We start from the raw sequence: 22,438 nt of genomic DNA, 5'->3' as shown, positions 1-22,438 counted from the left end.
CCCGGGGCGGTGGCGACGACCGCCCCCGCCCCCGCCGCACGGCGGCGCTCCGCGCGCCGGCGGCTCGTCCCGTACTGGCTGCTGCTGCCCGGCGTCCTGTGGCTGCTGGTCTTCTTCGTCCTGCCGCTGGTCTACCAGGCGTCCACCTCCGTGCAGACCGGCTCCCTGGAGGAGGGGTTCCGGGTCACCTGGCACTTCTCGACGTACGGGGAGGCCCTGCGCGAGTACCACCCGCAGTTCGTGAAGTCGCTGCTGTACGCCGGGACCGCCACCCTGCTGTGCCTGCTGCTCGGCTACCCGCTCGCGTACCTCATCGCCTTCCGGGCCGGCCGCTGGCGCCACGTCCTGCTCGTCCTCGTCGTCGCGCCGTTCTTCACCAGCTTCCTCATCCGGACGCTGGCCTGGAAGACGATCCTCGCGGACGGCGGCACCGTCGTCGGGGCCCTCGACGCGCTGCACGTCCTCGACGTGACCAGCCGGCTCGGCTGGACCGAGGGCGACCGGGTCCTCGCCACGCCGCTCGCGGTCGTGTGCGGACTGACGTACAACTTCCTGCCGTTCATGATCCTGCCGCTGTACACCTCGCTGGAGCGGATCGACGGGCGGCTCCACGAGGCGGCCGGGGACCTCTACGCCCCGCCCGCCACCACCTTCCGCACGGTGACCCTCCCGCTGTCCATGCCGGGCGTCGTCTCCGGCACGCTGCTCACCTTCATCCCCGCGAGCGGCGACTACGTCAACGCCGAGCTCCTCGGGTCGACCGACACGAAGATGATCGGGAACGTCATCCAGGGCCAGTTCCTCCGGGTGCTCGACTACCCGACCGCGGCCGCGCTGTCGTTCCTCCTCATGGCCGTCGTGCTGATCGTGGTCACCGTCCACATCCGCCGGGCCGGAACGGAGGACCTGGTCTGATGCTGCGCTGGATACGACGCCACCTCGTCGTCCTCGCGGGCCTGCTCACGCTCGCCTACCTCACCCTGCCGAACGTCGTCGTCCTGGTGTTCTCGTTCAACCGGCCCGACGGCCGCTTCAACTACACCTGGCAGCGGTTCTCGCTGGACGCCTGGAAGGACCCCTGCGGCGTCCCCGACCTGTGCGGCGCGCTCACCCTGTCGCTCCAGCTCGCCGTCTGGGCCACGCTCGGCGCGACCGCGCTCGGCACGATGATCGCCTTCGCGCTGGTCCGCTACCGCTTCCGGGCGCGCGGCGCGGTCAACGCGCTGATCTTCCTGCCGATGTCCATGCCCGAGGTCGTCATGGCCGCCTCGCTGCTCACGCTGTTCCTCAACATGGGCGCCGAGCTGGGCTTTTGGACGGTCCTCATCGCCCACGTCATGTTCTGCCTGAGCTTCGTCGTCGTCGCGGTCAAGGCGCGCGTGACGTCCATGGACCCACGCCTGGAGGAGGCCGCGCGGGACCTCTACGCCGGCCCCGTGCAGACCTTCCTGCGGGTCACCCTGCCGATCGCGGCGCCGGGCATCGCGGCCGGCGCGCTGCTCGCCTTCGCGCTGTCGTTCGACGACTTCATCATCACCAACTTCACCGCCGGCTCGACGGTCACCTTCCCCATGTTCGTGTGGGGCTCGGCCCAGCGCGGCACCCCCGTGCAGATCAACGTCGTCGGCACGGCGATGTCCGTCGTCGCGGTGCTGGCCGTCGTCGCCGGACACCTGCTCACCGCCCGCCGGAAACGGACGGGAAGACACCAGTAGCACCGGAACCCGGAGGGAGTGGGAGCCATGGCCCCCGCCGCCATGCGCACCGCCGCACGATCGCTCTCGGACGCCCAGCCCGTCCCCTTCTGGCTGGAGGACCCCGGTAGGCCCGCCGCCCTGCCCGCCCTCGCCGCCACCGAGCACTGCGACCTCCTCGTCGTCGGCGGCGGCTACACCGGACTGTGGACGGCGCTCCTCGCCAAGGAGCGCGACCCCGGGCGGGACGTCGTGCTCATCGAGGGCCGGGAGGCGGGCTGGGCCGCCTCCGGGCGCAACGGCGGCTTCTGCGCTGCCTCCCTCACCCACGGCCTCGGCAACGGCCTGGCCCGCTGGCCCGCCGAACTGCCGAAGCTGGAGGAGCTCGGCGCGCGCAACCTCGACGCCATCGAGGACGCCCTCACGGCGTACGGCATCGACTGCGACTTCGAGCGCACCGGCGAGATCGACGTCGCCACCGAACCCCACCAACTCGACGAGCTGCGCGTGCTGTACGAGGAGGCCGGCCGGCGCGGCCTCGGCGGCGGCCTGGAGCTCCTCGACCGGGACGCGGTCCGCGCCCAGGTCGACTCGCCGACGTTCCTCGGCGGCCTCTGGGACCGGCGCGGCGTCGCCGTCCTCCACCCGGCGAAGCTCGTCTGGGGCCTGAAGCGGGCCTGCCTCGACGCGGGGGTCCGCCTGTACGAGAACACCCGCGGCCTCGACCTCGCCGCGTCCGGTGCCGCCATGGCCGTCCGCACCCCGTACGGCCGCGTCCTCGCCCGCCGGGTCGCCCTCGGCACCAACGTCTTCCCGTCCCTCGTCCGGCGCGCCCGCCCCTACACCGTCCCCGTCTACGACTACGCCCTGATGACCGAGCCGCTCACCGCGGACCGGCTCGCCTCCGTCGGCTGGAGGAACCGCCAGGGCCTCGGCGACAGCGCCAACCAGTTCCACTACTTCCGGCTCAGCGCCGACAACCGCGTCCTGTGGGGCGGCTACGACGCGATCTACCCGTTCGGCGGGCGCGTCCGCGCCGAACTGGACCAGCGCCCCGAGACGTACCTGACCCTCGCCGCGCACTTCTTCCGCTGCTTCCCGCAACTGGAGGGCGTGCGGTTCAGCCACGCCTGGGGCGGCGCCATCGACACCTGCTCCCGCTTCGCCGCCTTCTTCGGCACCGCGCACCGCGGCCGGGTCGCGTACGCCGCCGGGTACACCGGGCTCGGCGTGGGCGCGTCCCGGTTCGGCGCGGACGTGATGCTGGACCTGCTGTCGGGGGAGCGCACGGAGCGCACGGAGCTGGAGATGGTCCGCACCAAACCGCTGCCGTTCCCGCCGGAGCCGTTCACCTGGGCGGGCATCGGCGTGACCAAGTGGTCCCTGGCCCGCGCCGACGCCAACGGCGGACGCCGCAACCTGTGGCTGCGCGCCCTGGACCGCCTCGGCCTCGGCTTCGACAGCTAGCGGGGGCGCCCCGCCGCCGCGCGCCGGGCGGGCGAGCGCCGTGCGCCCGCCGCGCCCGTCCGCGCGCCGGTTCACTCCTTCGGGAACGGCGAAACCGCGTGACGATCCCCGCGCGTCCACCTCTCCCGTGTGAGGGAACTGCCGGGCAGGGCAGTCACGCGCGGACATGGAGGCTGTGGACGCATGACGGGTTCTGGGGTTTCGGGGAGGGCCGGCTCGTCCGGGGCGGTGGTGGAGTGGCTGGTGTCGGTGGCGCCCGACCCCGACGCCTGCCGGTGGGAGTGGGAGCGCGACCCGCGGGGGACCACGCTCCTGCCCGCCGGGCGGCGCTGGGACGTGCTCATCGTCCCGGCCCGGCTCGGCTACCCCACGCTGGACGTGCTCCAGCGGCTGGTCGACCGCCCCGGGCCGGTGCTCCGCGACTTCGGCGACGAGCGGGTGGGCTTCTTCGTCCCGGCCGGCACGGCCGCGCGCTGGGTCGGCACGGGGGTCCGCGGTGCAGGCGGCGGCACCTGGATCGTCGTCCCGTACCCGGGGCGGGCCTTGGGCGGGGTGCGCTGGCTGGTCCTGCCGGACGGAGCGGGCACGCTCACCGACCCGGCGCTGCTGGAGCTGGCGATGCACGAGGCGGCGGGGCGCCTCGCGGGGGGCGGTGACGACCGGAGGTCTTGACAACCGGATTGGTCTGGACCATGTTGTGCGCGCCGCACGTCGACACCCCCACACCCGGAGGAAGTTGTGGACCGCACCCGTCGCACCAGACCTCTCGCCGCCGTACTGGCGGCCACGATCGCGGCGGGCGGCCTCATCGCCGCGACGCGGACCGCCGAGGCCCGCCCGCACCCCGCGACCGCGGCCGAAGCCGCCCCACCCGCCGCCTTCGCCGACACCGAACTCGTCCGCAACGGCGGCTTCGAGGCCGGCCTGGACGGCTGGACCTGCACGGCGGGAGGCGCGGCCGCCGCCGTCACCTCGCCCGTGCACGGCGGCACCCGCGCCCTGAAGGCCACCCCCGCGGGCGGCGACAACGCCCGCTGCTCCCAGACCGTCGCCGTGCGCCCCGACTCGGCGTACACGCTCAGCGGCTGGGTGCGGGGCGGCTACGCGTACCTCGGCGCGTCCGGCACCGGCACCACCGACACGTACACCTGGACGCCCTCGGCCGCCGACTGGCAGAAGCTCACCACGACCTTCCGCACCGGCCCCGCCACCACCTCGGTCACCCTCTACACGCACGGCTGGTACGGCACGCCCGCCTACCACGCCGACGACCTCTCCCTCACCGGCCCCGGCGGCGACCCCGTCACGGTCCCCTCCGCGCCCACCGGGCTCACCGCGGGCACCCCCACCTCCTCCAGCGTGCCGCTGAGCTGGCAGCCCGTCAGCGGCGCGACCGGCTACACCGTCTACCGCGACGGCGCGAAGGCCCTGTCGGTCACCGGCACGTCGGCCACCGTCACCGGCCTCGCCGCCAACACCTCGTACGCCTTCCAGGTCACCGCGACCAACAGCGCGGGCGAGTCCCCCAAGTCCCCGGTCACCACGGCGCGCACCGCCGAAGGCGGCACCCCCGGCCCCGGCCCGCAGCTGCCCGCCCACGCCCTCGTCGGCTACCTCCACGCCAGCTTCGCCAACGGCTCCGGGTACACCCGCATGGCCGACGTGCCGGACTCCTGGGACGTCGTCAACCTCGCCTTCGGCGAACCGACCTCCGTCACCTCCGGCGACATCCGCTTCAGCCTCTGTCCCCGCACCGAGTGCCCGAACGTCGAGACCGTCGACGAGTTCAAGGCGGCCATCAAGGCCAAGCAGGCCGCCGGCAAGAAGGTCCTGATCTCCATCGGCGGCCAGAACGGGCAGGTCCAGCTCGCCTCCACCGCCGCCCGCGACGCCTTCGTCTCCTCCGTCTCGAAGATCATCGACGAGTACGGCCTCGACGGCCTCGACATCGACTTCGAAGGCCACTCGCTCTCCCTGAACACGGGCGACACCGACTTCCGCAACCCCACGACGCCGGTCATCGTCAACCTGATCTCGGCGCTGAAGACGCTGAAGGCCAAGTACGGCCCCGACTTCGTCCTGACGATGGCGCCCGAGACCTTCTTCGTGCAGCTCGGCTACCAGTTCTACGGCTCCGGTCCCTGGGGCGGGCAGGACCCGCGCGCCGGCGCCTACCTGCCGGTCATCCACGCCCTGCGCGACGACCTGACGCTCCTGCACGTCCAGGACTACAACTCCGGCCCGATCATGGGCCTCGACAACCAGTACCACCACATGGGCAGCGCGGACTTCCACATCGCGATGACCGACATGCTGCTCACCGGCTTCCCCGTCGCGGGCGACGCCGGGCGCTTCTTCCCGGCGCTCCGCCCCGAGCAGGTCGCCATCGGCCTGCCCGCCTCCCCGAACGCCGGCAACGGCCACACCCCGCCCGCCGAGGTGAACAAGGCCCTGAACTGCCTCACCAGGAAGACCGACTGCGGCACCTACCAGCCCCACGGCACCTGGCCCGCCCTGCGCGGCCTGATGACCTGGTCCATCAACTGGGACCGCTTCAACGGCTGGGAGTTCTCCCGGAACTTCGACGCCTACGGATGGCGCTGACCCCGAGGAGGCCCGCCCCGAACAACAGCACGCTGCCCACCACGTCCAGCGGCCAGTGGTAGCCGCGCAGGACGAGACCGGTGCCCGTCGCCGCCGTCAGCACCGCGGCGACGGGCACCAGCGCGCGCCGGCGCGTCAGCAGCGCCGCCGCCCCGTACGCCACCAGCGCCGTCGCCGTGTGCCCGGACGGGTAGTAGCCCGTCGCGTCGGTGAGCGGACCGGGCCGGTCGAGGAGCAGCTTCAGCGGGACCACGAGGGCCGGTACGAGCGCCATGGCCGCGCCCGCGCACAGCGCCTGCCACCGGCGCCCGCGCCACACGGCGTACGCCACGGCGGCGGCCAGCACGGGGAGGGCGACGGGAAGGCCGCCGAGGTCGGCGCCCAGCTCGGTGAGCCACGCGGGGCCGCGGCCGGCCAGGGCCCGCCCGGCGCGCTCGTCCAGGGCGGCGAGCGGCCCGCGGACCGCCACCTGCCACGTGACCAGCAGGAACCCGCACAGGGAGAGCAGCGCGACGACGAAAGCCGGCCGTCCCGGAACAGGGGGGGTTGTTCCGGGACGGCCGGCGGGACCGGTGTGCCGCTCGCCCCGGGGGGTATGGGGCGGGCGACCGTCCGATCGGTGAGGATCGCCGGTACGCGAGGTGCCGGCGGTGTGCGCGAAGGCACGCCCGGGGCGGAACCGGGGAAGCCCCGACCCGGATCCGCCCCCGGTTTCCCGCGGGCGGGGTTCTTCTCTCATCGGTCTCGACCGTACGCCACGGGCGGGGGGACCGACAGGCGGATCTCCAACCCGCCATCGGCCCCCCACAGCTTCTTCACGACCCGCCCGGACCGGCGCGTTCCGGGCCGTCGGGCGGGCCGCCGGGCAGCCGTCAGATGCGGGCGAAGGCGCCCTCGATGATGTCCAGGCCCTCGTCGAGCAGGTCCTCGCCGATCACCAGCGGGGGCAGGAAGCGCAGCACGTTGCCGTACGTGCCGCAGGTCAGGACCAGCAGGCCCTCGGCGTGGCAGGCCTTCGCCAGCGCGCCGGCGGCCTCCGGGTTCGGCTCCTTGGTCGCCGGGTCCTTCACCAGCTCGATCGCGATCATCGCGCCGCGGCCGCGGATGTCGCCGATGATCTCGTACTTCTCCTGCATGGCGGTGAGGCGGCCCTTCATGACCTCCTCGATGCGCTTCGCCCTGCCGTTGAGGTCGAGCTCCTTCATCGTCTCGATGGCGCCGAGCGCACCGGCGCAGGCCACCGGGTTGCCGCCGTAGGTGCCGCCCAGGCCACCGCCGTGCACCGCGTCCATGATCTCGGCGCGGCCGGTGACGGCGGCGAGCGGCAGGCCGCCCGCGATGCCCTTGGCGGTGGTGATCAGGTCCGGGACGACGCCCTCGTCCTCGCAGGCGAACCACTGGCCGGTGCGGCAGAAGCCGGACTGGATCTCGTCCGCGACGAAGACGATGCCGTTGTCCTTCGCGAACTGCGCGATCGCCGGCAGGAAGCCCTTGGCCGGCTCGATGAAGCCGCCCTCGCCGAGGACCGGCTCGATGATGATCGCGGCGACGTTGTCCGCGCCGACCTGCTTGCTGATCTGGTCGATGGCCTGGGCGGCGGCCTCGGGGCCGCAGTTCTCCGGGCCGGTCGGCCAGCGGTAGCCGTACGCCACCGGCACGCGGTACACCTCGGGGGCGAACGGGCCGAAGCCGTGCTTGTACGGCATGTTCTTGGCGGTCAGCGCCATCGTGAGGTTCGTCCGGCCGTGGTAGCCGTGGTCGAAGACGACGACGGCCTGGCGCCCGGTGTGCGAGCGGGCGATCTTCACCGCGTTCTCGACGGCCTCGGCACCGCTGTTGAACAGCGCCGACTTCTTGGCGTGGTCACCGGGCGTGAGCTCGGCCAGCGCCTCGCAGACCTCCACGTACCCCTCGTACGGCGTGACCATGAAACAGGTGTGGGTGAAGTCCGCCAGCTGCGCGGAGGCGCGGCGCACGACGGCCTCGGCGGAGGCGCCCACGGAGGTCACAGCGATGCCGGAGCCGAAGTCGATCAGGCGGTTGCCGTCGACGTCCTCGATGATGCCGCCGCCCGCGCGGGCGGTGAACACCGGGAGCACGGAGCCGACGCCACCCGCGACGGAGGCGACGCGGCGGGCCTGAAGCTCCTGCGACTTCGGGCCGGGGATGGCGGTGACGACGCGGCGCTCCTGCGGAATTTCGGTCATGCGGGGCTCCTGGGGGTGCTTACGGACGCTATGTCTCTACTTTCCCCCGCAGGCTAGGCCCGGGCGGGGCCCCCGGGCATGCGCCGTTCGGGAGTGGTGCGGCCGGTGCCGTTGTCCGCGGCGGACATAGCGTCGCCCCGGTGCCGTTCGCGTCCGCGTCGACCGGCCCCAACGCCCCGTACGGGCACTAGATTGGCCGGTGCGCAGACGCGCGCGGCCTGGCAGCTCAGGGGGCAGGGATTGATGGACAGGGACGGTACGTCGTACGAGGCACGGGGCGCCCACGCCGGCCCGGTCCCGCACCCGGCCGGTCCGCCACCGCAGCCGGCCGCCCCGCCGCCCCGCCCGCCGGCCCCGCCCGCGCCGCGCCACGCGCCCGGGTCCCCGGGCGGGACGTCCGTCGCGGACTGGCTGCGCACCCCGCGCCCCGAGGCCGAACCCGGCGTGTGGCGGTTCGGCCACCGCCCCCGCCCCCAGGAGGAGCCCGAGCGCGTCCCCGCCCGGCGGCTCCTCGCCGGCGCGCTGATCTCCCTGCTCAGCGGCTGGCTCCTGTGGTCCCTCCTGTGGAACGGCTATCTCGGCCACTACTGGCTGTGGCCCCTCCTCGTCCTCACCCCGGACTCCTGGCGCCACGAGCCGTCCACCTGGGCCACCGCCAGCTACGTCTACTACGCGCTGGTCGGCGGCGGCCTCCTCGTCTTCTTCGCCCGCGTCGGGCACGTCCCGGAGATCTTCCGCCGCTACGCCCGCCGCTCCCGCGCCACGGCCGCCCCGCCCCCGCCGCCCCGCCACGGCGCCGACCCCGCCGACTGGCCCGAGCTGCGCGCCGCCGGCCTGACCGCGGTCGCCGACCGGCTCGCCGAGGCCACCCGGGCGGGCGCGCTCGGCGACGTGGACTACGCCCGCATCCAGCGCGCCTGGCACGGCGTGCGCACCCACCCCGACCGGCTCGCCGCGTTCGCCGAGGCGGTGCGCGCCCAGGGCCCCGCCGCCTGCGCCCACCCCTCCGGCGAGCGGGACCTCCCCGTCCGCACCGCCACCCACGACCTCGCCACCGGCCAGGTCCGCATCGGCACCGCGGCCGACCACCCCCGCAACCCGTACGCCCGCCGCACCACCGGCGTCGCCCTCGAACCGGCCCTGCTCGGCACGTCCCTCCTCGCGGTGGGCCCGGCCGCCTCCGGCAAGACCGTCCGGCTCGTCCGGCCCGTCACCGAGTCGCTGTGCCTCCAGGCCCTCGCCAACCGCGCCGCCGTCGTCGCCGTCACCGCCCAGGGCGCGCCGCTCGCCCCGGACGCGGCGTTCGACGTCGTCATCGCGGTCGGCCGGCCCGGCGCGCGGCACGACCTCGACCTGTACGGGGGCGCCGACGACCCCGACGAGGCCGCCCGCACCCTGGCGGAGGCCCTGGTCGGCGACCTCCTCCCGGACAGCCGCCGCGCCGCGACCGCGCTGGCCCAGCTCATCGGTCCGTACCGGGCCGCGTACGGCCGCTTCCCCGCCGTGCCGGAGCTGCGCGAACTCCTCGGCGGCGCCCCGCGGGCCCTCGCGGAGCTGCGCGCCGCCGTCGCCGGGGACCCCGCGCAACTGCGCGAGCTGGACGCCCGGGCGCGGCAGGCCGAACGCGGCGACGACGTCGCCGTCCTGCTCGCGGAGCGCGTCGCCTTCCTGGACCGCCCGGCCTTCGCGGACTCCTTCCGCACCGGCGGCGAGGGCCGCCGCTTCTCGCTGCGCGCCATCGAGCACCCGCTGCGCGTCCGCGTCGACCTGCCGGAGCGCGGCCACGCCGAGGCGTCCCGGATCGTCGCCCGGCTGCTGCTCGCCCAGTTCACGGAGGCCGCGCTCGCCCGCGCCGACCGGTCGCTGTTCGCCTGCCTCGTCCTGGACGACGCGACCGACACGATCACCGCCGACTCCGTCCGCGCCATCCAGCGGCTCCGCTCCGCGCACGCCGGCGTCGTGCTGTCGCTGCGCACCCTGGAGGACGTACCGGAGGCGCTGCGCGGGCCGCTGCTCGGCGCGGTCGGCTGCCGGATGGCGTTCGCGGGACTCGCGCCGTGGGACGGCGGCAGGTTCGCGGAGGTGTGGGGCACCGAGTGGGTGCAGACGCGGGACGTCACCAACCGCCAGATCGTCTCCGACGAGCCGCTCACCAAGGCCGTGCACTTCATGCGGCGCCTGGTCACCGGCCGCGCCGCCACCGCCGAGGCGGTCACGGTCCGGGAGGTCGAGCGGCAGCGCTGGTCGGCGTCCGAGCTGGCGCACGGGGTGCCCGCCGGGCACGCGGTGCTGTCGGTCACCGGTGTCCGCGGGGAGCACGCGCCGCCGCTGCTGGTCGATCTGCGGGGGTGAGCCGAGCGGCGTGGGGCGCAGTCGTACGCCCTGGCAGAATCGAAGGGAGCCGTTCATACGGGACGGCGAAAAGTCGCCACCCCCCACGTCCCCTCCCGAAGGCCCGCCGGTCCCATGCCGCTCACCCTCGCCTCGCTCGTCCAGCACTCCGCGCTCAAGCTCGTCGTGCGCGCCGGCGCGGACCGCCTCGACACGCCCGTCCGCTGGGCCCACGTCAGCGAGCTCGCCGACCCCGTCCCGTACATGGAGGGCGGGGAGCTGCTGCTCACCACCGCCATGACGCTCGACGCCGAGGACGGCGGGGCGATGCGCCGGTACGTCCGCCGGCTGGCCCGGGCGGGGGTCGTCGGGGTCGGCTTCGCGGTCGGCGTGAACCACGACGAGATCCCGCCGGCCCTGCTGGAGGCCGCCCGCGAGGAGGGGCTGCCGCTGCTGGAGGTGCCGCGCCGCACGCCGTTCCTCGCCATCTCCAAGGCGGTCTCCGCCGCGCTCGCCGCCGACCAGTACCGGGCCGTGACCGCCGGGTTCGAGGCGCAGCGGGAGCTGACCCGGGCGGCGCTCGCCGAGGGCCCCGACGCCGTGGTGGCCCGGCTCGCCGCGCACGTCGACGGCTGGGCGGCGCTGTACGACGCGTCCGGCGCCGTCCTGACCGCCGCGCCCGACTGGGCGGCGCGACGGGCCGCCCGGCTCACCCCGGACGTGGAGCGGCTGCGCGAACGGCCCGCCCCGGCCAGCGCCGTCGTCGGCGGCACCGACGACCGGGTCGAGCTCCAGTCGCTGGGCACCGGGCGGCGCGTGCGCGGCGCGCTGGCGGTGGGCACGGGGGCCCCGCTCGGCACGGCGGAACGGTACGCCGTCCACTCGGCGGTCGCCCTGCTCACCCTCACCACGGAGCGGTCGCGGTCCCTGCAGGCCGCCGAGCAGCGCCTCGGCGCGGCGGTGCTGCGGATGATGCTCGCCGGACAGCCCGACCACGCCCGCACGGTCGCCGGGGACCTGTACGGGAGCCTGCTGGACGCCCCGTTCCGGCTGCTGATCGCGGAGGCGGCGGGCGACTCGGACCCGGCCGCCGAGCCGCCGCTCGCCGCGCTCGCCGACACGCTGGAGGCGGCCGCCGCCCGTGCGGGGGAGGCCGTGCTGACCGTCCCGGAGGGCGAGGACCGGCTGGTCGTCCTGGCCGAGGACGGGGGAGCGGTGGTCACCGCCTGCGACGCGTACGCCGCCCGCGAGGCCGACGACGCCGGCGCCGTCATCGGCCTGTCCGCCCCGGCCGGCCCGATAGCGGCCACCACCGCCTACAAGCAGGCCGAGCAGGCCCTGTCGGTGGCCCGCCGACGGGGCCGCGCCCTCGTCGAGCACGAGGAGCTGGCCACCGGCTCCCTCCTGCCGCTCCTCGCGGACGACGCCGTACGGGCCTTCGCGGACGGCATGCTGCGGGCGCTGTACGAGCACGACGCGACCGGCCGCGGCGACCTGGTCGCCTCCGTCCGCGCCTGGCTCTCCCGGCACGGCCAGTGGGACGCCGCCGCGGCCGACCTGGGCGTGCACCGCCACACGCTGCGCTACCGGATGCGGCGGGTCGAGGAGATCCTGGGCCGCTCCCTGGACGACCCGGACGTCCGCATGGAGCTGTGGCTCGCCCTCAAGACGACGGGCGACCGGCCGCCGGCGTACGACCAGCCCAGGAAGAAGTAGGGGAAACCCCCCGCCAGCCGTGACAACCACGGTCGCCTGCCCGGAACCGGGCAGATTCTTTGCCGATCGCGCGCAAGATCCATACTCTCCTGCTCATGACAACCGCGCGCATCAGCGGCACCGTGTGGGCCGCGCTGGCGATCGTGTACCTCGTGTGGGGCTCCACCTACCTCGGCATCCGCATCGTCGTAGAGACCCTCCCTCCCTTCCTCTCCGCCGGCGCCCGCTTCGTCGTCGCCGGACTGCTCCTCGCCGCGCTGCTCGCCTGGCGCCACGGGCCCGGCGTCCTGAAGGTCACCCGGGCCCAGCTCGCCTCCACCGCCGTCGTCGGCCTGCTGCTGCTCCTCGGCGGCAACGGCCTCGTCGTCCTCGCCGAGACCTCCGTGCCCTCCGGCCTGGCCGCCCTCCTCGTCGCCGTCGTACCGGCCTGGGTGGTCGTCCTGCGCACCGCGTTCGGCGAACGCCCGGGGACCTTCGCGTACGCCGGCGTCCTGCTCGGCCTCGCCGGGCTCGCCGTCCTCACCCTCCCCGGCCTGAGCGGCGACGTCCGCATTGGCGGCGTCCTCACCGTCGTCGCCGCCACCCTCATGTGGTCCGCGGGCTCGTTCTCCTCCTCCCGCGTGCCCATGCCCCGCAACCCGTTCGCCGCCAGCGCGTACGAGATGGTGGCCGGCGGCCTCGGCTGCGCCCTCGTCGGCCTCGCCCGCGGCGAGCAGCGCGGACTGGACCCGGCCGCCGTCTCCGCCCGCTCCTGGGCCGCCCTCGCCTACCTGGTCGTCTTCGGTTCGCTGCTCGCCTTCACCGCGTACGTCTGGCTCCTCCACAGCGCCCCGGTCTCCCTCGTCGCCACCTACGCCTACGTCAACCCCGTCGTCGCCGTCCTCCTCGGCTGGCTCGTCCTCGACGAGGCGCTGACCTGGCCCATCGCCCTCGGTGGCGCCGTCGTCGTGGCCGGCGTCTGGCTGATCGTCCGCGCCGAACGGCGCACCGTACCTGCCGAACCGGCGGAGCCGGAGCCGCTACCGCTCCACAGCGGACAAGTCCCCAGCCGTCCGTCCGGGCCTACCGTGTGAGCTGAGCGCCGAGCGCGTGCGCCAGACACCCCATTACTCGGAAAGGGCCGGGACCGCGATGACTGCCACCCACGCCTTCTGGCTCGCCGGCCGCCAGGCCACCGGCGAGACCACCTTCGACGTCACCTCCCCCTGGGACGGCCGCCTCGTCGGCCGGGTGAGCGTGCCCACCGAGGCCCAGGTCGAAGAGGCCGTGGCCGCCGCCCACGCCGTGGCCGACGAGTTCGCCGCGACCCCCGCGCACGTACGCGCCGCCGCCCTCGACCACGTGTCGAAGCGGCTCGCCGAGCGCACCGAGGAGATCGCGCGGCTCATCACCGCCGAGAACGGCAAGCCCCTCAAGTGGGCCCGCGGCGAGGTCGGCCGTGCCCTGTCCGTCTTCCGCTTCGCCGCCGAGGAGGCCCGCCGCTTCAACGGCGGCGAGGCCCAGCGCCTCGACACCGACGCCGGCGGCACCGGCCGCCTCGCCCTGACGCGCCGCTTCCCCAAGGGCCCCGTCCTCGGCATCGCGCCGTTCAACTTCCCGCTGAACCTGTGCGCCCACAAGGTCGCCCCGGCCATCGCCGTCGGCGCCCCGATCATCCTCAAGCCGGCCCCGGCCACCCCGCTCTCCGCCCTCCTCCTGGGCGAACTGCTCGCCGAGACCGACCTGCCCGCCGGCTCCTGGTCCGTCCTGCCGGTGTCCAACGACCGCATGCCCGCCCTCGTCCAGGACGAGCGCCTGCCGGTCATCTCCTTCACCGGCTCCGACAAGGTCGGCTACGCCATCCAGCGGTCCGTGCCGCACAAGCACTGCACGCTGGAGCTGGGCGGCAACGCCGCGGCCGTCGTCCTGGCCGACTGGTCCTCGGAGGAGGACCTGGACTGGGCGGCGAGCCGCATCGCCACCTTCTCCAACTACCAGGGCGGCCAGTCCTGCATCTCCGTCCAGCGCGTCATCGCGGACGCCTCCGTCTACGACCGGCTCGTCCCGAAGATCGTCGCCGCGGTCGAGGCGCAGGGCACCGGCGACCCGGCCGACGAGTCCACCGACGTGGGCCCGCTCGTCAGCGAGGACGCCGCCAAGCGCGTCGAGGCGTGGGTCGACGAGGCCGTCGAGGGCGGCGCCACCCTCCTCGCCGGCGGCAAGCGCGAGGGCGCCAGCTACGCCCCGACCGTGCTGGCCGACCTGCCGGCCGACACGACCCTCGCCCACGAGGAGGTCTTCGGCCCGGTGCTGACGCTCCACAAGGTGGACGGCGAGGCCGCCGCCTTCGCCGAGGTCAACAACTCCAAGTTCGGCCTCCAGTCCGGGGTGTTCACCCACGACCTGCGCACCGCGTTCCGCGCCCACCGCGCGCTCGAGGTCGGCGGCGTGATCATCGGCGACGTCCCGTCGTACCGCGCCGACCAGATGCCGTACGGCGGCGTCAAGCAGTCCGGCGTCGGCCGCGAGGGCGTCGCGTACGCCATGGACGACTACACGTACGAGCGGGTGCTGGTCCTCACCGGTCTGGCCCTGTAACCCGGTCACTCGTACGGCCGAGCCGACGACCGGAGCCCACTGTGCGGGGGCTCCGGTCGTCTTTTCGTACCCGCCGTAATCGGGTAACACGGACGAGTAGCACCGACCGGTAGGACCACCGGCCGGCCACCCCCGACCCGCGGTGAGGTGAGCCCCCATGCCCGGCCCGCACCACACACCCAAAGTCTCCGAGCGCGAGGCCCGGCAGGTCGCCGAGGCCGCCCGTCAGCAGGACTGGCACAAGCCCAGCTTCGCCAAGGAGCTGTTCCTCGGCCGCTTCCGCCTCGACCTGATCCACCCCCACCCGCTGCCCCCGGCCGAGGACGTCCAGCGCGGCGAGGAGTTCCTGGCCAAGCTGCGCGACTTCTGCGAGACGGAGATCGACGGGGCCCTCATCGAGCGCGAGGCCCGCATCCCCGACGCGGTGATCGACGGCCTCAAGGAGCTCGGCGCGCTCGGCATGAAGATCGACACCAGGTACGGCGGGCTCGGCCTCACCCAGGTGTACTACAACAGGGCGCTCGCCCTCGTCGGCTCCGTCAGCCCCGCCGTGGGCGCCCTGCTCTCCGCCCATCAGTCGATCGGCGTACCGCAGCCGCTGAAACTCTTCGGCACCCCGGAACAGAAGGAGGCGTTCCTGCCGCGCCTCGCCCGCACGGACATCTCCGCCTTCCTCCTCACCGAACCCGACGTGGGCTCCGACCCGGCCCGCCTGGCCACCACCGCCGTCCCCGACGGCGACGAGTACGTCCTCGACGGCGTCAAGCTGTGGACCACCAACGGCGTCGTCGCCGACCTGCTCGTCGTCATGGCCCGCGTACCGAAGTCCGAGGGCCACCCCGGCGGCATCACCGCGTTCGTCGTGGAGGCCACCTCCGAGGGCGTCACCGTCGAGAACCGCAACGCCTTCATGGGCCTGCGCGGCCTGGAGAACGGCGTGACCCGCTTCCACCGGGTCCGCGTCCCCGCCGCCCACCGCATCGGCCCCGAGGGCGCCGGCCTGAAGATCGCCCTCACCACCCTCAACACCGGCCGCCTCTCCCTGCCCGCCATGTGCGCCGGCGCCGGCAAGTGGTGCCTGAAGATCGCCCGCGAGTGGTCCGCCGCCCGCGAGCAGTGGGGCAAGCCCGTCGCCCACCACGAGGCGGTCGGCACGAAGATCTCCTTCATCGCCGCCACCACCTTCGCCCTGGAGGCCGTCCTCGACCTGTCCAGCCAGATGGCCGACGAGGACCGCAACGACATCCGCATCGAAGCCGCCCTCGCCAAGCTGTACGGCTCCGAGATGGCCTGGCTCATGGCCGACGAACTGGTCCAGATCCGCGGCGGACGCGGCTACGAGACCGCCGCGTCCCTCGCCGCCCGCGGCGAACGCCCCGTCCCCGCCGAGCAGCTCCTGCGCGACCTGCGCATCAACCGGATCTTCGAGGGCTCCACGGAGATCATGCACCTGCTGATCGCCCGCGAGGCCGTCGACGCCCACCTCGCCGTCGCCGGCGACATCATCGACCCCGACAAGACCCTCGGCGACAAGGCGAAGGCCGGGGTCCAGGCCGGCGCCTTCTACGCCCGCTGGCTGCCCCGGCTGGTCGCCGGCCGCGGCCAGCTCCCCACCGCGTACGCCGATTTCCACCCCAAGGGCCACCCCGACCTCGCCCAGCACCTCCGTTACGTCGAGCGGGCCTCCCGCAAACTGGCCCGCTCCACCTTCTACGCCATGTCCCGCTGGCAGGGCCGCATGGAGACCAAGCAGGCGTTCCTCGGCCGGATCGTCGACATCGGCGCCGAACTCTTCGCGATGAGCGCCTCCTGCGTGCGCGCCGAACTGCTGCGCACCGACGGCGACCACGGGCGCGCCGCCTACGAACTGGCCGACACGTTCTGCCGCCAGTCCCGGCTCCGCGTCGAGGAGCTGTTCGGCCGCCTCTGGGACAACACCGACGACGTCGACCGCCACGTGGTCAAGGGGGTCCTCGCCGGCCGCTACGCCTGGCTGGAGGAGGGCGTCCTCGACCCCAGCGGCGACGGCCCCTGGATCGCCGACGCCACCCACGGACCCTCCACCCGCGAGAACGTCCACCGCCCCGTCCGGTGACCGCGCCGGTGCGGCGCGCGGCCCGTCGCCGGGCGGGCGGACGGCCCGCCCGGCGAACCGGCGCGCGACGGCGCCGGGACCGTCAGATGTCGATGACCCGGTAGGCGATGGTGTAGACGCCGCCGGACCCCTCGAGCGAGCGGTACTGGACCTCGGCGCCCGCCTCGCTGCCGGTGACGAGCGTCGAGCCCAGCTTGTCGTCGCCGCTCGTCGTGTCGTCGTCCCACAGCGTCATGGTGCGGGCCTGCTGCTTGCCGAGGACGAGGGCCGCGTTGCCGTTCCCGTCCGTCATCGACCGCACGTAACCCGGGCCCATCGTCTGGTACTTGAGGCTCCCGGGCCACACCTTGACGGCGTTGCCGTTGGCGTCGGTGACCTTCAGGTAGGCCTCGTCGTGATCGCCCTCGCTCTGCTGGTGGCAGGTCAGCTCCAGCAGTTCGATGCGGACGTAGTCGATCGGTTCGGCCTGCGCCGTCCCGGCGAACCCGGCGACGCCGGCGAGCGAGACGAGTGCGGCCGCGGCCGTTCGAGCGATTCCACGCATGGTCGGTTTCCCCCTTGGGTGATGTGGTGGCCCCGCGTCGTCCCGCGGGGCCCGTGCCTTCCCCCGGCACACCTCCACCCTGCCCGGCGGCACCGGCCCGCATCTACGCGCGTTCCGCTGAGTGGAACGCCCACGCGCGCCCTCACGGCCGCACCTCGACCCCCGCCCGGGCCAGCGCGCGGGAGACGGCGCAGGCCGCCTCGGCGACCCGGTCCGCCACCACCTCCAGCCGCTGGCCCGCCTCGACCATCGCGGCCACCGCCCCCACCACGGCCCCCGCCGGGGACCGCACCGGCAGCGCGGCGCAGCAGACCCCCGCCACCACTTCCTCCCGGTCCAGTACGGCGCCGCCGCGCACCGGGCCGCGCAGCGCCTTGCCCAGCGCCGTGTCCAGCGAGAACGCCTCGCCGTCACGGACCGGTACGAACGGCTCCACCCGGCCGGGCACCGAGCACACCGTCAGCGCCCGCTCCTCCCGCAGCACCGCCAGCAGCACACTGCCCCCCGTGGCGGCCCTCAGCCGGTGCAGGGGCAGGCGCCCCGCCGCCCGCAGCCCCGGGTGCGGCTGCCACCCCTGGCCGAGCCGGTAGAGCTGCGCGCCCAGCCGGTAGCGCGGACCGCGGCGCTCCACGGCCTCCAGGGCCACCAGTTGCTCCAGCAGCCGGTGCGCCGTGCTCTTGGGCATCCCGCACGCGGCCGCCAGCTCGGTCACCCCCGCCTCGCCGCCGTGCCGCCGAAGGGCGTCCAGCAGCGCGAACGCCCCCTCCAGCACCCCGCGTCCCCTGCCCGCCGTCCGTGCGCGTATGGCTGTGTCCATGGCATCCCCCCGGATGACGTGACCCGGCCGCGTCCCTCGAGCGACCGCGCGGCCCCGGCCCTTGTGTCCGCGCACATGTTCCTCGGATCGGCGCGCCGGGTGAAACATTTCCGACGTGTCGCCCGCACGCCCCACGGGACGCGCCGCCCCGCCCGCGTCCGCGGGACGCGCCGTTCCCCCCCGCACGCCGCCGGGCGCTGACCACCCCCTGAGACACGAGGCGCCCGCCCGGCCCCACCCGGCAGGATGGGCGCCGTGACCGTCATCGACATACCCGGCTCCAAGTCCGTCACCGCCCGTGCCCTGTTCCTCGCCGCGGCGGCCGACGGCACCACGACCCTCCTGCGCCCCCTCGCCTCCGACGACACCGAGGGCTTCGCCGAGGGCCTGAGCGCCCTCGGCTACGAGGTCGAGCGCACCCCCGGCGCCTGGCGCGTCACCGGCCACCCCGACGGGCCGCCCGCCGCCACCGCCGACGTCCACTGCCGCGACGGCGCCACCACCGGACGCTTCCTGCCCGCCCTCGCCGCCGCCGGCCGCGGCGACTTCCGCTTCGACGCCTCGCCCCAACTGCGCCGCCGCCCCCTCGGCCCGCTCACCCGGGCCCTGCGCGCCCTCGGCGCCGACCTGCGCCACGAGGAGGCGGAGGGCCACCACCCGCTGCGCATCGCCGCCGCCGGGATCAAGGGCGGCGACCTCACCCTCGACGCCGGGCAGTCCTCCCAGTTCCTCACCGCGCTGCTGCTGCTCGGCCCGCTCACCGCCGAGGGCCTGCGCATCACCGTCACGGACCTCGTCTCCGTGCCGTACGTGGAGATCACCCTCGCGATGATGCGCGCGTTCGGCGCCGAGCCCGTCCGCGACGGCGACGTCTTCACCGTCCCCCCGACCGGCTACCGGGCCACCACCTACGCCGTCGAGCCGGACGCCTCCACCGCCAGTTACTTCTTCGCCGCCGCCGCCCTCACCGGCCGCGAGGTCACCGTCCCCGGCCTCGGCGCCGGCGCCCTCCAGGGCGACCTCCGCTTCACCGACGTCCTGCGCCGCATGGGCGCCCACGTCGAGACCACCGCCGACGCGACGACCGTGCGCGGCACCGGTCGCCTCCACGGCCTCACCGCGAACATGCGCGACATCTCCGACACGATGCCCACCCTCGCAGCCCTCGCCCCCTTCGCCGACGGGCCCGTCCGCATCGAGGACGTCGCCAACACCCGCCTCAAGGAGTGCGACCGCCTCGACGCCTGCGCCGACAACCTCCGTCGCCTGGGCGTCACCGCCACCACCGGCCCCGACTGGCTGGAGATCCACCCCGGCACGCCCCGGCCCGCCGAGATCGCCACCCACGGCGACCACCGCATGGTCATGTCCTTCGCCGTCACCGCGCTGCGCGCCCCCGGCATCACGTTCGACGACCCCGGCTGCGTGCGGAAGACGTTCCCCGGCTTCCACGAGGCGTTCGCCCGGTACCGCGACGCCACGGACTGACGCCCTCCGGAAGTGGCCACCCGGGGGAGCCGGTCAACGCAGGGGCCGGATGCGGCAAGAATGGGGGCATGAGCGACAGCCCAGCACCCCTCGCCGACCCGCACATCGCCTTCGATCCGGCCGAAGGCCGCCGGGACATCGTCGTCCTCGGCTCCACCGGGTCCATCGGCACCCAGGCCATCGACCTGGTGCTGCGCAACCCCGACCGGTTCCGCGTCACCGCGCTCTCCGCCGCGGGCGGCCGGGCCGGGCTCCTCGCCGAGCAGGCGCACCGGCTGCGCGTCCGCACGGTCGCCGTGGCCCGCCAGGACGCGGTGCCCGCGCTGCGCGACGCGCTGGCGGAGCGGTACGGCTCCGAACCGCTGCCCGAGATCCTCGCCGGCCCGGACGCCGCCGCCCAGCTCGCGGCGTCCGACTGCCACACGGTGCTCAACGGCATCACCGGTTCCATCGGCCTCGCCCCGACGCTCGCCGCCCTCGAAGCCGGCCGCACCCTCGCGCTCGCCAACAAGGAGTCGCTCATCGTCGGCGGACCCCTGGTCAAGGCCGTCGCCAAGCCCGGTCAGATCATCCCGGTCGACTCCGAGCACGCCGCGCTGTTCCAGGCCCTCGCCGCGGGCACCCGCGCCGACGTCCGCAAGCTCGTCGTCACCGCGTCCGGCGGCCCGTTCCGCGGACGCACCCGCGCCGAGCTGGCCGAGGTCACCCGCGAGGACGCCCTCGCCCACCCCACCTGGGCGATGGGTCCGGTCATCACCGTCAACAGCGCCACGCTCGTCAACAAGGGCCTGGAGGTCATCGAGGCCCACCTGCTGTACGACATCCCGTTCGAGCGCATCGAGGTCGTCGTCCACCCGCAGTCGTACGTGCACTCGATGGTGGAGTTCACCGACGGCTCCACCCTCGCCCAGGCCACCCCGCCCGACATGCGCGGCCCCATCGCCATCGGCCTCGGCTGGCCCGAGCGCGTCCCGGACGCGGCCCCCGCCTTCGACTGGTCCACGGCGTCGACCTGGGAGTTCTTCCCGCTCGACACGGAGGCGTTCCCCTCCGTCGACCTCGCCCGGCACGTCGGCGGGCTCGGCGGCACGGCCCCCGCCGTGTTCAACGCCGCCAACGAGGAGTGCGTCGACGCCTTCCTCGCGGGCCGGCTCCCCTTCACGGGCATCATGGACACGGTCACCGAGGTCGTCGCCGAGCACGGCACACCCGCCTCGGGAACCCCGCTGACGGTCCCGGACGTCCTGGAAGCGGAGACCTGGGCCCGTGCCCGGGCCCGCGAGCTGGCCGCCAAGGCCGCCGGGACGACCTCGGAGGTCCGCGCATGACCGTACTGCTGACGATCCTCGGCATCGTGCTGTTCGCCGTCGGACTGCTGATCTCCATCGCCTGGCACGAGCTGGGCCACCTCTCCACGGCCAAGCTGTTCGGCATCCGCGTGCCCCAGTACATGGTCGGCTTCGGTCCGACGCTCTGGTCCCGCAAGAAGGGCGAGACGGAGTACGGCATCAAGGCCATCCCCATGGGCGGCTACATCCGCATGATCGGGATGTTCCCGCCCGGCGAGGACGGCCGCATCGAGGCCCGGTCCACCTCCCCGTGGCGCGGCATGATCGAGGACGCCCGCTCGGCGGCGTACGAGGAGCTGCAGCCCGGCGACGAGGAGCGGCTGTTCTACACGCGCAAGCCGTGGAAGCGCGTCATCGTCATGTTCGCCGGGCCGTTCATGAACCTGGTCCTCGCCGTCGCGATCTTCCTCGGCGTCGCCATGTCGTTCGGCTTCGCGACGCAGACGACCGAGGTCGCCGGCGTGCAGAAGTGCGTCATCGCGCAGAGCGAGGAGCGCGACACGTGCGCCAAGGGCGACAAGGAGTCCCCGGCCCACGCCGCCGGGCTCAGGGAGGGCGACCGCATCGTCGCCTTCAACGGCGAGCCCGTCGCCGACTGGGCCGCCCTGTCCGCCCGCATCCGCGACACGATCGGCCCCGCCACGGTCACCGTCGAGCGCGACGGCCGGCAGCTCGTCCTCCACCCCGTGCTCGAGAAGAACATGGTGGTGAAGAAGGACGCCGACGGCGAGGCGGTCCCCGGCGAGTACGTACCCGCCGGCTACCTCGGCTTCGCCGCCAAGACCGAGATCGTGCCGCTCTCCTTCGGCCAGTCCGTGGACCGCATGGGCGGCATGATCGAGGACGGCGTCCACGCCGTCGTCGCGCTCCCCAGCAAGATCCCCGACCTGTGGGACGCCACCTTCGGCGACGGCGAGCGCAAGGCCGACTCCCCGGTCGGCATCGTCGGCGCCGCCCGCATCAGCGGCGAGGTGATGAACCTCGACGTGCCGACGCAGAACATCATCGCGTCGTTCCTGCTGGTGCTCGCCACGTTCAACCTGTCGCTGTTCCTCTTCAACATGCTGCCCCTGCTGCCCCTCGACGGCGGCCACATCGCGGGCGCCCTGTGGGAGTCCGCGCGGCGGCACCTGGCGAGGCTGTTCCGCCGCCCCGACCCGGGCCCCTTCGACGTCGCGAAGCTGATGCCGGTCGCGTACGTCGTCGCGGGCGTCTTCATCTGCTTCACGGTGCTCGTGCTCCTCGCCGACATCGTGAACCCGGTGAAGATCTCGTAGCCCGCGCCACGCGGGCGGGCGGACCCCGGGGGAGCGGCCGGACGCGTCCGCGTCCGGCCGCTCCCCCGGCGGCACACCCCGCCGCGATGTGCTGGTGCGAGCATGCCACCTGTAATCTCGGAGCCTGGAGCCCGCCGATGTCGGGGCCTCGATCCATACCTTGGGGTTGCACAGCAGATGACCGCCATTTCTCTCGGCATGCCGTCCGTTCCGACCCGGCTGGCCGAGCGCCGGAAGAGTCGGCAGATTCAGGTCGGTTCGGTTGCGGTGGG

17 protein-coding genes are annotated in these 22,438 nt (G+C 74.3%); 13 read left to right on the top strand and 4 right to left on the bottom strand.

Annotated elements, in window-relative coordinates:
- Positions 1–9 precede the first annotated feature (9 nt).
- The 5 genes from AC07D6_RS28135 to AC07D6_RS28115 all read left to right on the top strand — a co-directional run bounded on the left by AC07D6_RS28135 (position 10) and on the right by AC07D6_RS28115 (position 5,765).
- A complete protein-coding gene (locus AC07D6_RS28135) occupies positions 10–915 on the top strand; it encodes an ABC transporter permease (protein ID WP_479049128.1) in 906 nt (301 codons plus the stop codon).
- Positions 915–1,715 carry an ABC transporter permease gene (locus tag AC07D6_RS28130; RefSeq protein WP_315878885.1) on the top strand — a complete coding sequence of 267 codons (801 nt, stop codon included), beginning with the start codon at positions 915–917 and terminating at the stop codon, positions 1,713–1,715. Before AC07D6_RS28135 ends, AC07D6_RS28130 begins: the two co-directional genes overlap by 1 nt.
- A 27-nt stretch (positions 1,716–1,742) precedes the next feature.
- Entirely contained in the window at positions 1,743–3,161 is a 1,419-nt protein-coding gene (locus AC07D6_RS28125) for an NAD(P)/FAD-dependent oxidoreductase (RefSeq protein WP_479049031.1), read from the top strand.
- Between the two features lie 183 nt (positions 3,162–3,344).
- Positions 3,345–3,833 carry a hypothetical protein gene (locus AC07D6_RS28120; protein ID WP_315878883.1) on the top strand — a complete coding sequence of 163 codons (489 nt, stop codon included), beginning with the start codon at positions 3,345–3,347 and terminating at the stop codon, positions 3,831–3,833.
- 66 nt (positions 3,834–3,899) lie between these two features.
- Positions 3,900–5,765, top strand: coding sequence for a chitinase (locus AC07D6_RS28115; protein WP_479049028.1), 1,866 nt, complete (start codon positions 3,900–3,902; stop codon positions 5,763–5,765).
- On the opposite strand, the gene AC07D6_RS28110 is transcribed toward AC07D6_RS28115, so the two are convergent.
- Both AC07D6_RS28110 and gabT read right to left on the bottom strand, forming a co-directional pair.
- Entirely contained in the window at positions 5,716–6,234 is a 519-nt protein-coding gene (locus AC07D6_RS28110) for a phosphatase PAP2 family protein (protein ID WP_479049025.1), read from the bottom strand. The two genes, AC07D6_RS28115 and AC07D6_RS28110, sit on opposite strands and share 50 nt — an antisense overlap.
- A gap of 403 nt (positions 6,235–6,637) precedes the next feature.
- Entirely contained in the window at positions 6,638–7,972 is a 1,335-nt protein-coding gene (gene gabT, locus AC07D6_RS28105; protein WP_315878880.1) for a 4-aminobutyrate--2-oxoglutarate transaminase, read from the bottom strand.
- Between the two features lie 243 nt (positions 7,973–8,215).
- Here gabT and AC07D6_RS28100 point away from each other — a divergent pair, with 243 nt between their 5' ends.
- From AC07D6_RS28100 to AC07D6_RS28080, 5 genes are all read left to right on the top strand, one after another.
- Positions 8,216–10,324, top strand: a complete 2,109-nt coding sequence (locus AC07D6_RS28100) for an ATP-binding protein (protein ID WP_315878879.1) — start codon at positions 8,216–8,218, stop codon at positions 10,322–10,324.
- A 114-nt stretch (positions 10,325–10,438) separates the two neighbouring features.
- Positions 10,439–12,019: a PucR family transcriptional regulator gene (locus AC07D6_RS28095; protein ID WP_315878878.1), complete on the top strand. Its 1,581-nt coding sequence runs from the start codon at positions 10,439–10,441 to the stop codon at positions 12,017–12,019.
- Between the two features lie 95 nt (positions 12,020–12,114).
- Positions 12,115–13,092: an EamA family transporter gene (locus AC07D6_RS28090; protein ID WP_479049021.1), complete on the top strand. Its 978-nt coding sequence runs from the start codon at positions 12,115–12,117 to the stop codon at positions 13,090–13,092.
- 58 nt (positions 13,093–13,150) lie between these two features.
- Positions 13,151–14,596, top strand: a complete 1,446-nt coding sequence (locus AC07D6_RS28085; protein ID WP_315878876.1) for an aldehyde dehydrogenase family protein — start codon at positions 13,151–13,153, stop codon at positions 14,594–14,596.
- Between the two features lie 157 nt (positions 14,597–14,753).
- Positions 14,754–16,691, top strand: coding sequence for an acyl-CoA dehydrogenase family protein (locus AC07D6_RS28080; RefSeq protein ID WP_479049013.1), 1,938 nt, complete (start codon positions 14,754–14,756; stop codon positions 16,689–16,691).
- Positions 16,692–16,773: 82 nt separating this feature from the next.
- Here the strand turns inward: AC07D6_RS28080 and AC07D6_RS28075 are convergent, their stop codons facing one another.
- On the bottom strand, positions 16,774–17,235 hold the full coding sequence (locus AC07D6_RS28075) for a hypothetical protein (RefSeq protein ID WP_315878874.1): 462 nt from the start codon (positions 17,233–17,235) through the stop codon (positions 16,774–16,776).
- Positions 17,236–17,377: 142 nt separating this feature from the next.
- Positions 17,378–18,052, bottom strand: coding sequence for a helix-turn-helix domain-containing protein (locus tag AC07D6_RS28070; protein WP_479049011.1), 675 nt, complete (start codon positions 18,050–18,052; stop codon positions 17,378–17,380).
- Between the two features lie 255 nt (positions 18,053–18,307).
- Between AC07D6_RS28070 and aroA the strand changes: the two genes are divergently transcribed.
- The 3 genes from aroA to AC07D6_RS28055 all read left to right on the top strand — a co-directional run bounded on the left by aroA (position 18,308) and on the right by AC07D6_RS28055 (position 22,166).
- Positions 18,308–19,540, top strand: coding sequence for a 3-phosphoshikimate 1-carboxyvinyltransferase (gene aroA / locus AC07D6_RS28065; RefSeq protein WP_315878872.1), 1,233 nt, complete (start codon positions 18,308–18,310; stop codon positions 19,538–19,540).
- Between the two features lie 68 nt (positions 19,541–19,608).
- Entirely contained in the window at positions 19,609–20,868 is a 1,260-nt protein-coding gene (gene dxr / locus AC07D6_RS28060) for a 1-deoxy-D-xylulose-5-phosphate reductoisomerase (protein ID WP_315878871.1), read from the top strand.
- Positions 20,865–22,166 carry a M50 family metallopeptidase gene (locus AC07D6_RS28055; protein ID WP_315878870.1) on the top strand — a complete coding sequence of 434 codons (1,302 nt, stop codon included), beginning with the start codon at positions 20,865–20,867 and terminating at the stop codon, positions 22,164–22,166. The genes dxr and AC07D6_RS28055 overlap by 4 nt, the downstream gene beginning before the upstream one ends.
- Positions 22,167–22,438: the final 272 nt, after the last annotated feature.

Source organism: Streptomyces sp. NPDC045287 (assembly GCF_056432325.1).
Note: the sequence above shows the minus strand (reverse complement) of the source record. Positions and strands in the feature narration are given on the sequence as shown.

Excerpts from the sequence above, each read along its gene's own strand:
- dxr (WP_315878871.1), top strand. The coding sequence starts at position 19,609 with ATGAGCGACAGCCCAGCACCCCTCGCCGACCCGCACATCGCCTTCGAT.
- AC07D6_RS28090 (WP_479049021.1), top strand. The coding sequence starts at position 12,115 with ATGACAACCGCGCGCATCAGCGGCACCGTGTGGGCCGCGCTGGCGATC.
- AC07D6_RS28130 (WP_315878885.1), top strand. The coding sequence starts at position 915 with ATGCTGCGCTGGATACGACGCCACCTCGTCGTCCTCGCGGGCCTGCTC.
- AC07D6_RS28085 (WP_315878876.1), top strand. The coding sequence starts at position 13,151 with ATGACTGCCACCCACGCCTTCTGGCTCGCCGGCCGCCAGGCCACCGGC.
- AC07D6_RS28125 (WP_479049031.1), top strand. The coding sequence starts at position 1,743 with ATGGCCCCCGCCGCCATGCGCACCGCCGCACGATCGCTCTCGGACGCC.
- gabT (WP_315878880.1), bottom strand. The coding sequence starts at position 7,972 with ATGACCGAAATTCCGCAGGAGCGCCGCGTCGTCACCGCCATCCCCGGC.
- AC07D6_RS28080 (WP_479049013.1), top strand. The coding sequence starts at position 14,754 with ATGCCCGGCCCGCACCACACACCCAAAGTCTCCGAGCGCGAGGCCCGG.
- AC07D6_RS28100 (WP_315878879.1), top strand. The coding sequence starts at position 8,216 with ATGGACAGGGACGGTACGTCGTACGAGGCACGGGGCGCCCACGCCGGC.
- AC07D6_RS28095 (WP_315878878.1), top strand. The coding sequence starts at position 10,439 with ATGCCGCTCACCCTCGCCTCGCTCGTCCAGCACTCCGCGCTCAAGCTC.
- AC07D6_RS28120 (WP_315878883.1), top strand. The coding sequence starts at position 3,345 with ATGACGGGTTCTGGGGTTTCGGGGAGGGCCGGCTCGTCCGGGGCGGTG.
- AC07D6_RS28055 (WP_315878870.1), top strand. The coding sequence starts at position 20,865 with ATGACCGTACTGCTGACGATCCTCGGCATCGTGCTGTTCGCCGTCGGA.
- AC07D6_RS28070 (WP_479049011.1), bottom strand. The coding sequence starts at position 18,052 with ATGGACACAGCCATACGCGCACGGACGGCGGGCAGGGGACGCGGGGTG.
- AC07D6_RS28075 (WP_315878874.1), bottom strand. The coding sequence starts at position 17,235 with ATGCGTGGAATCGCTCGAACGGCCGCGGCCGCACTCGTCTCGCTCGCC.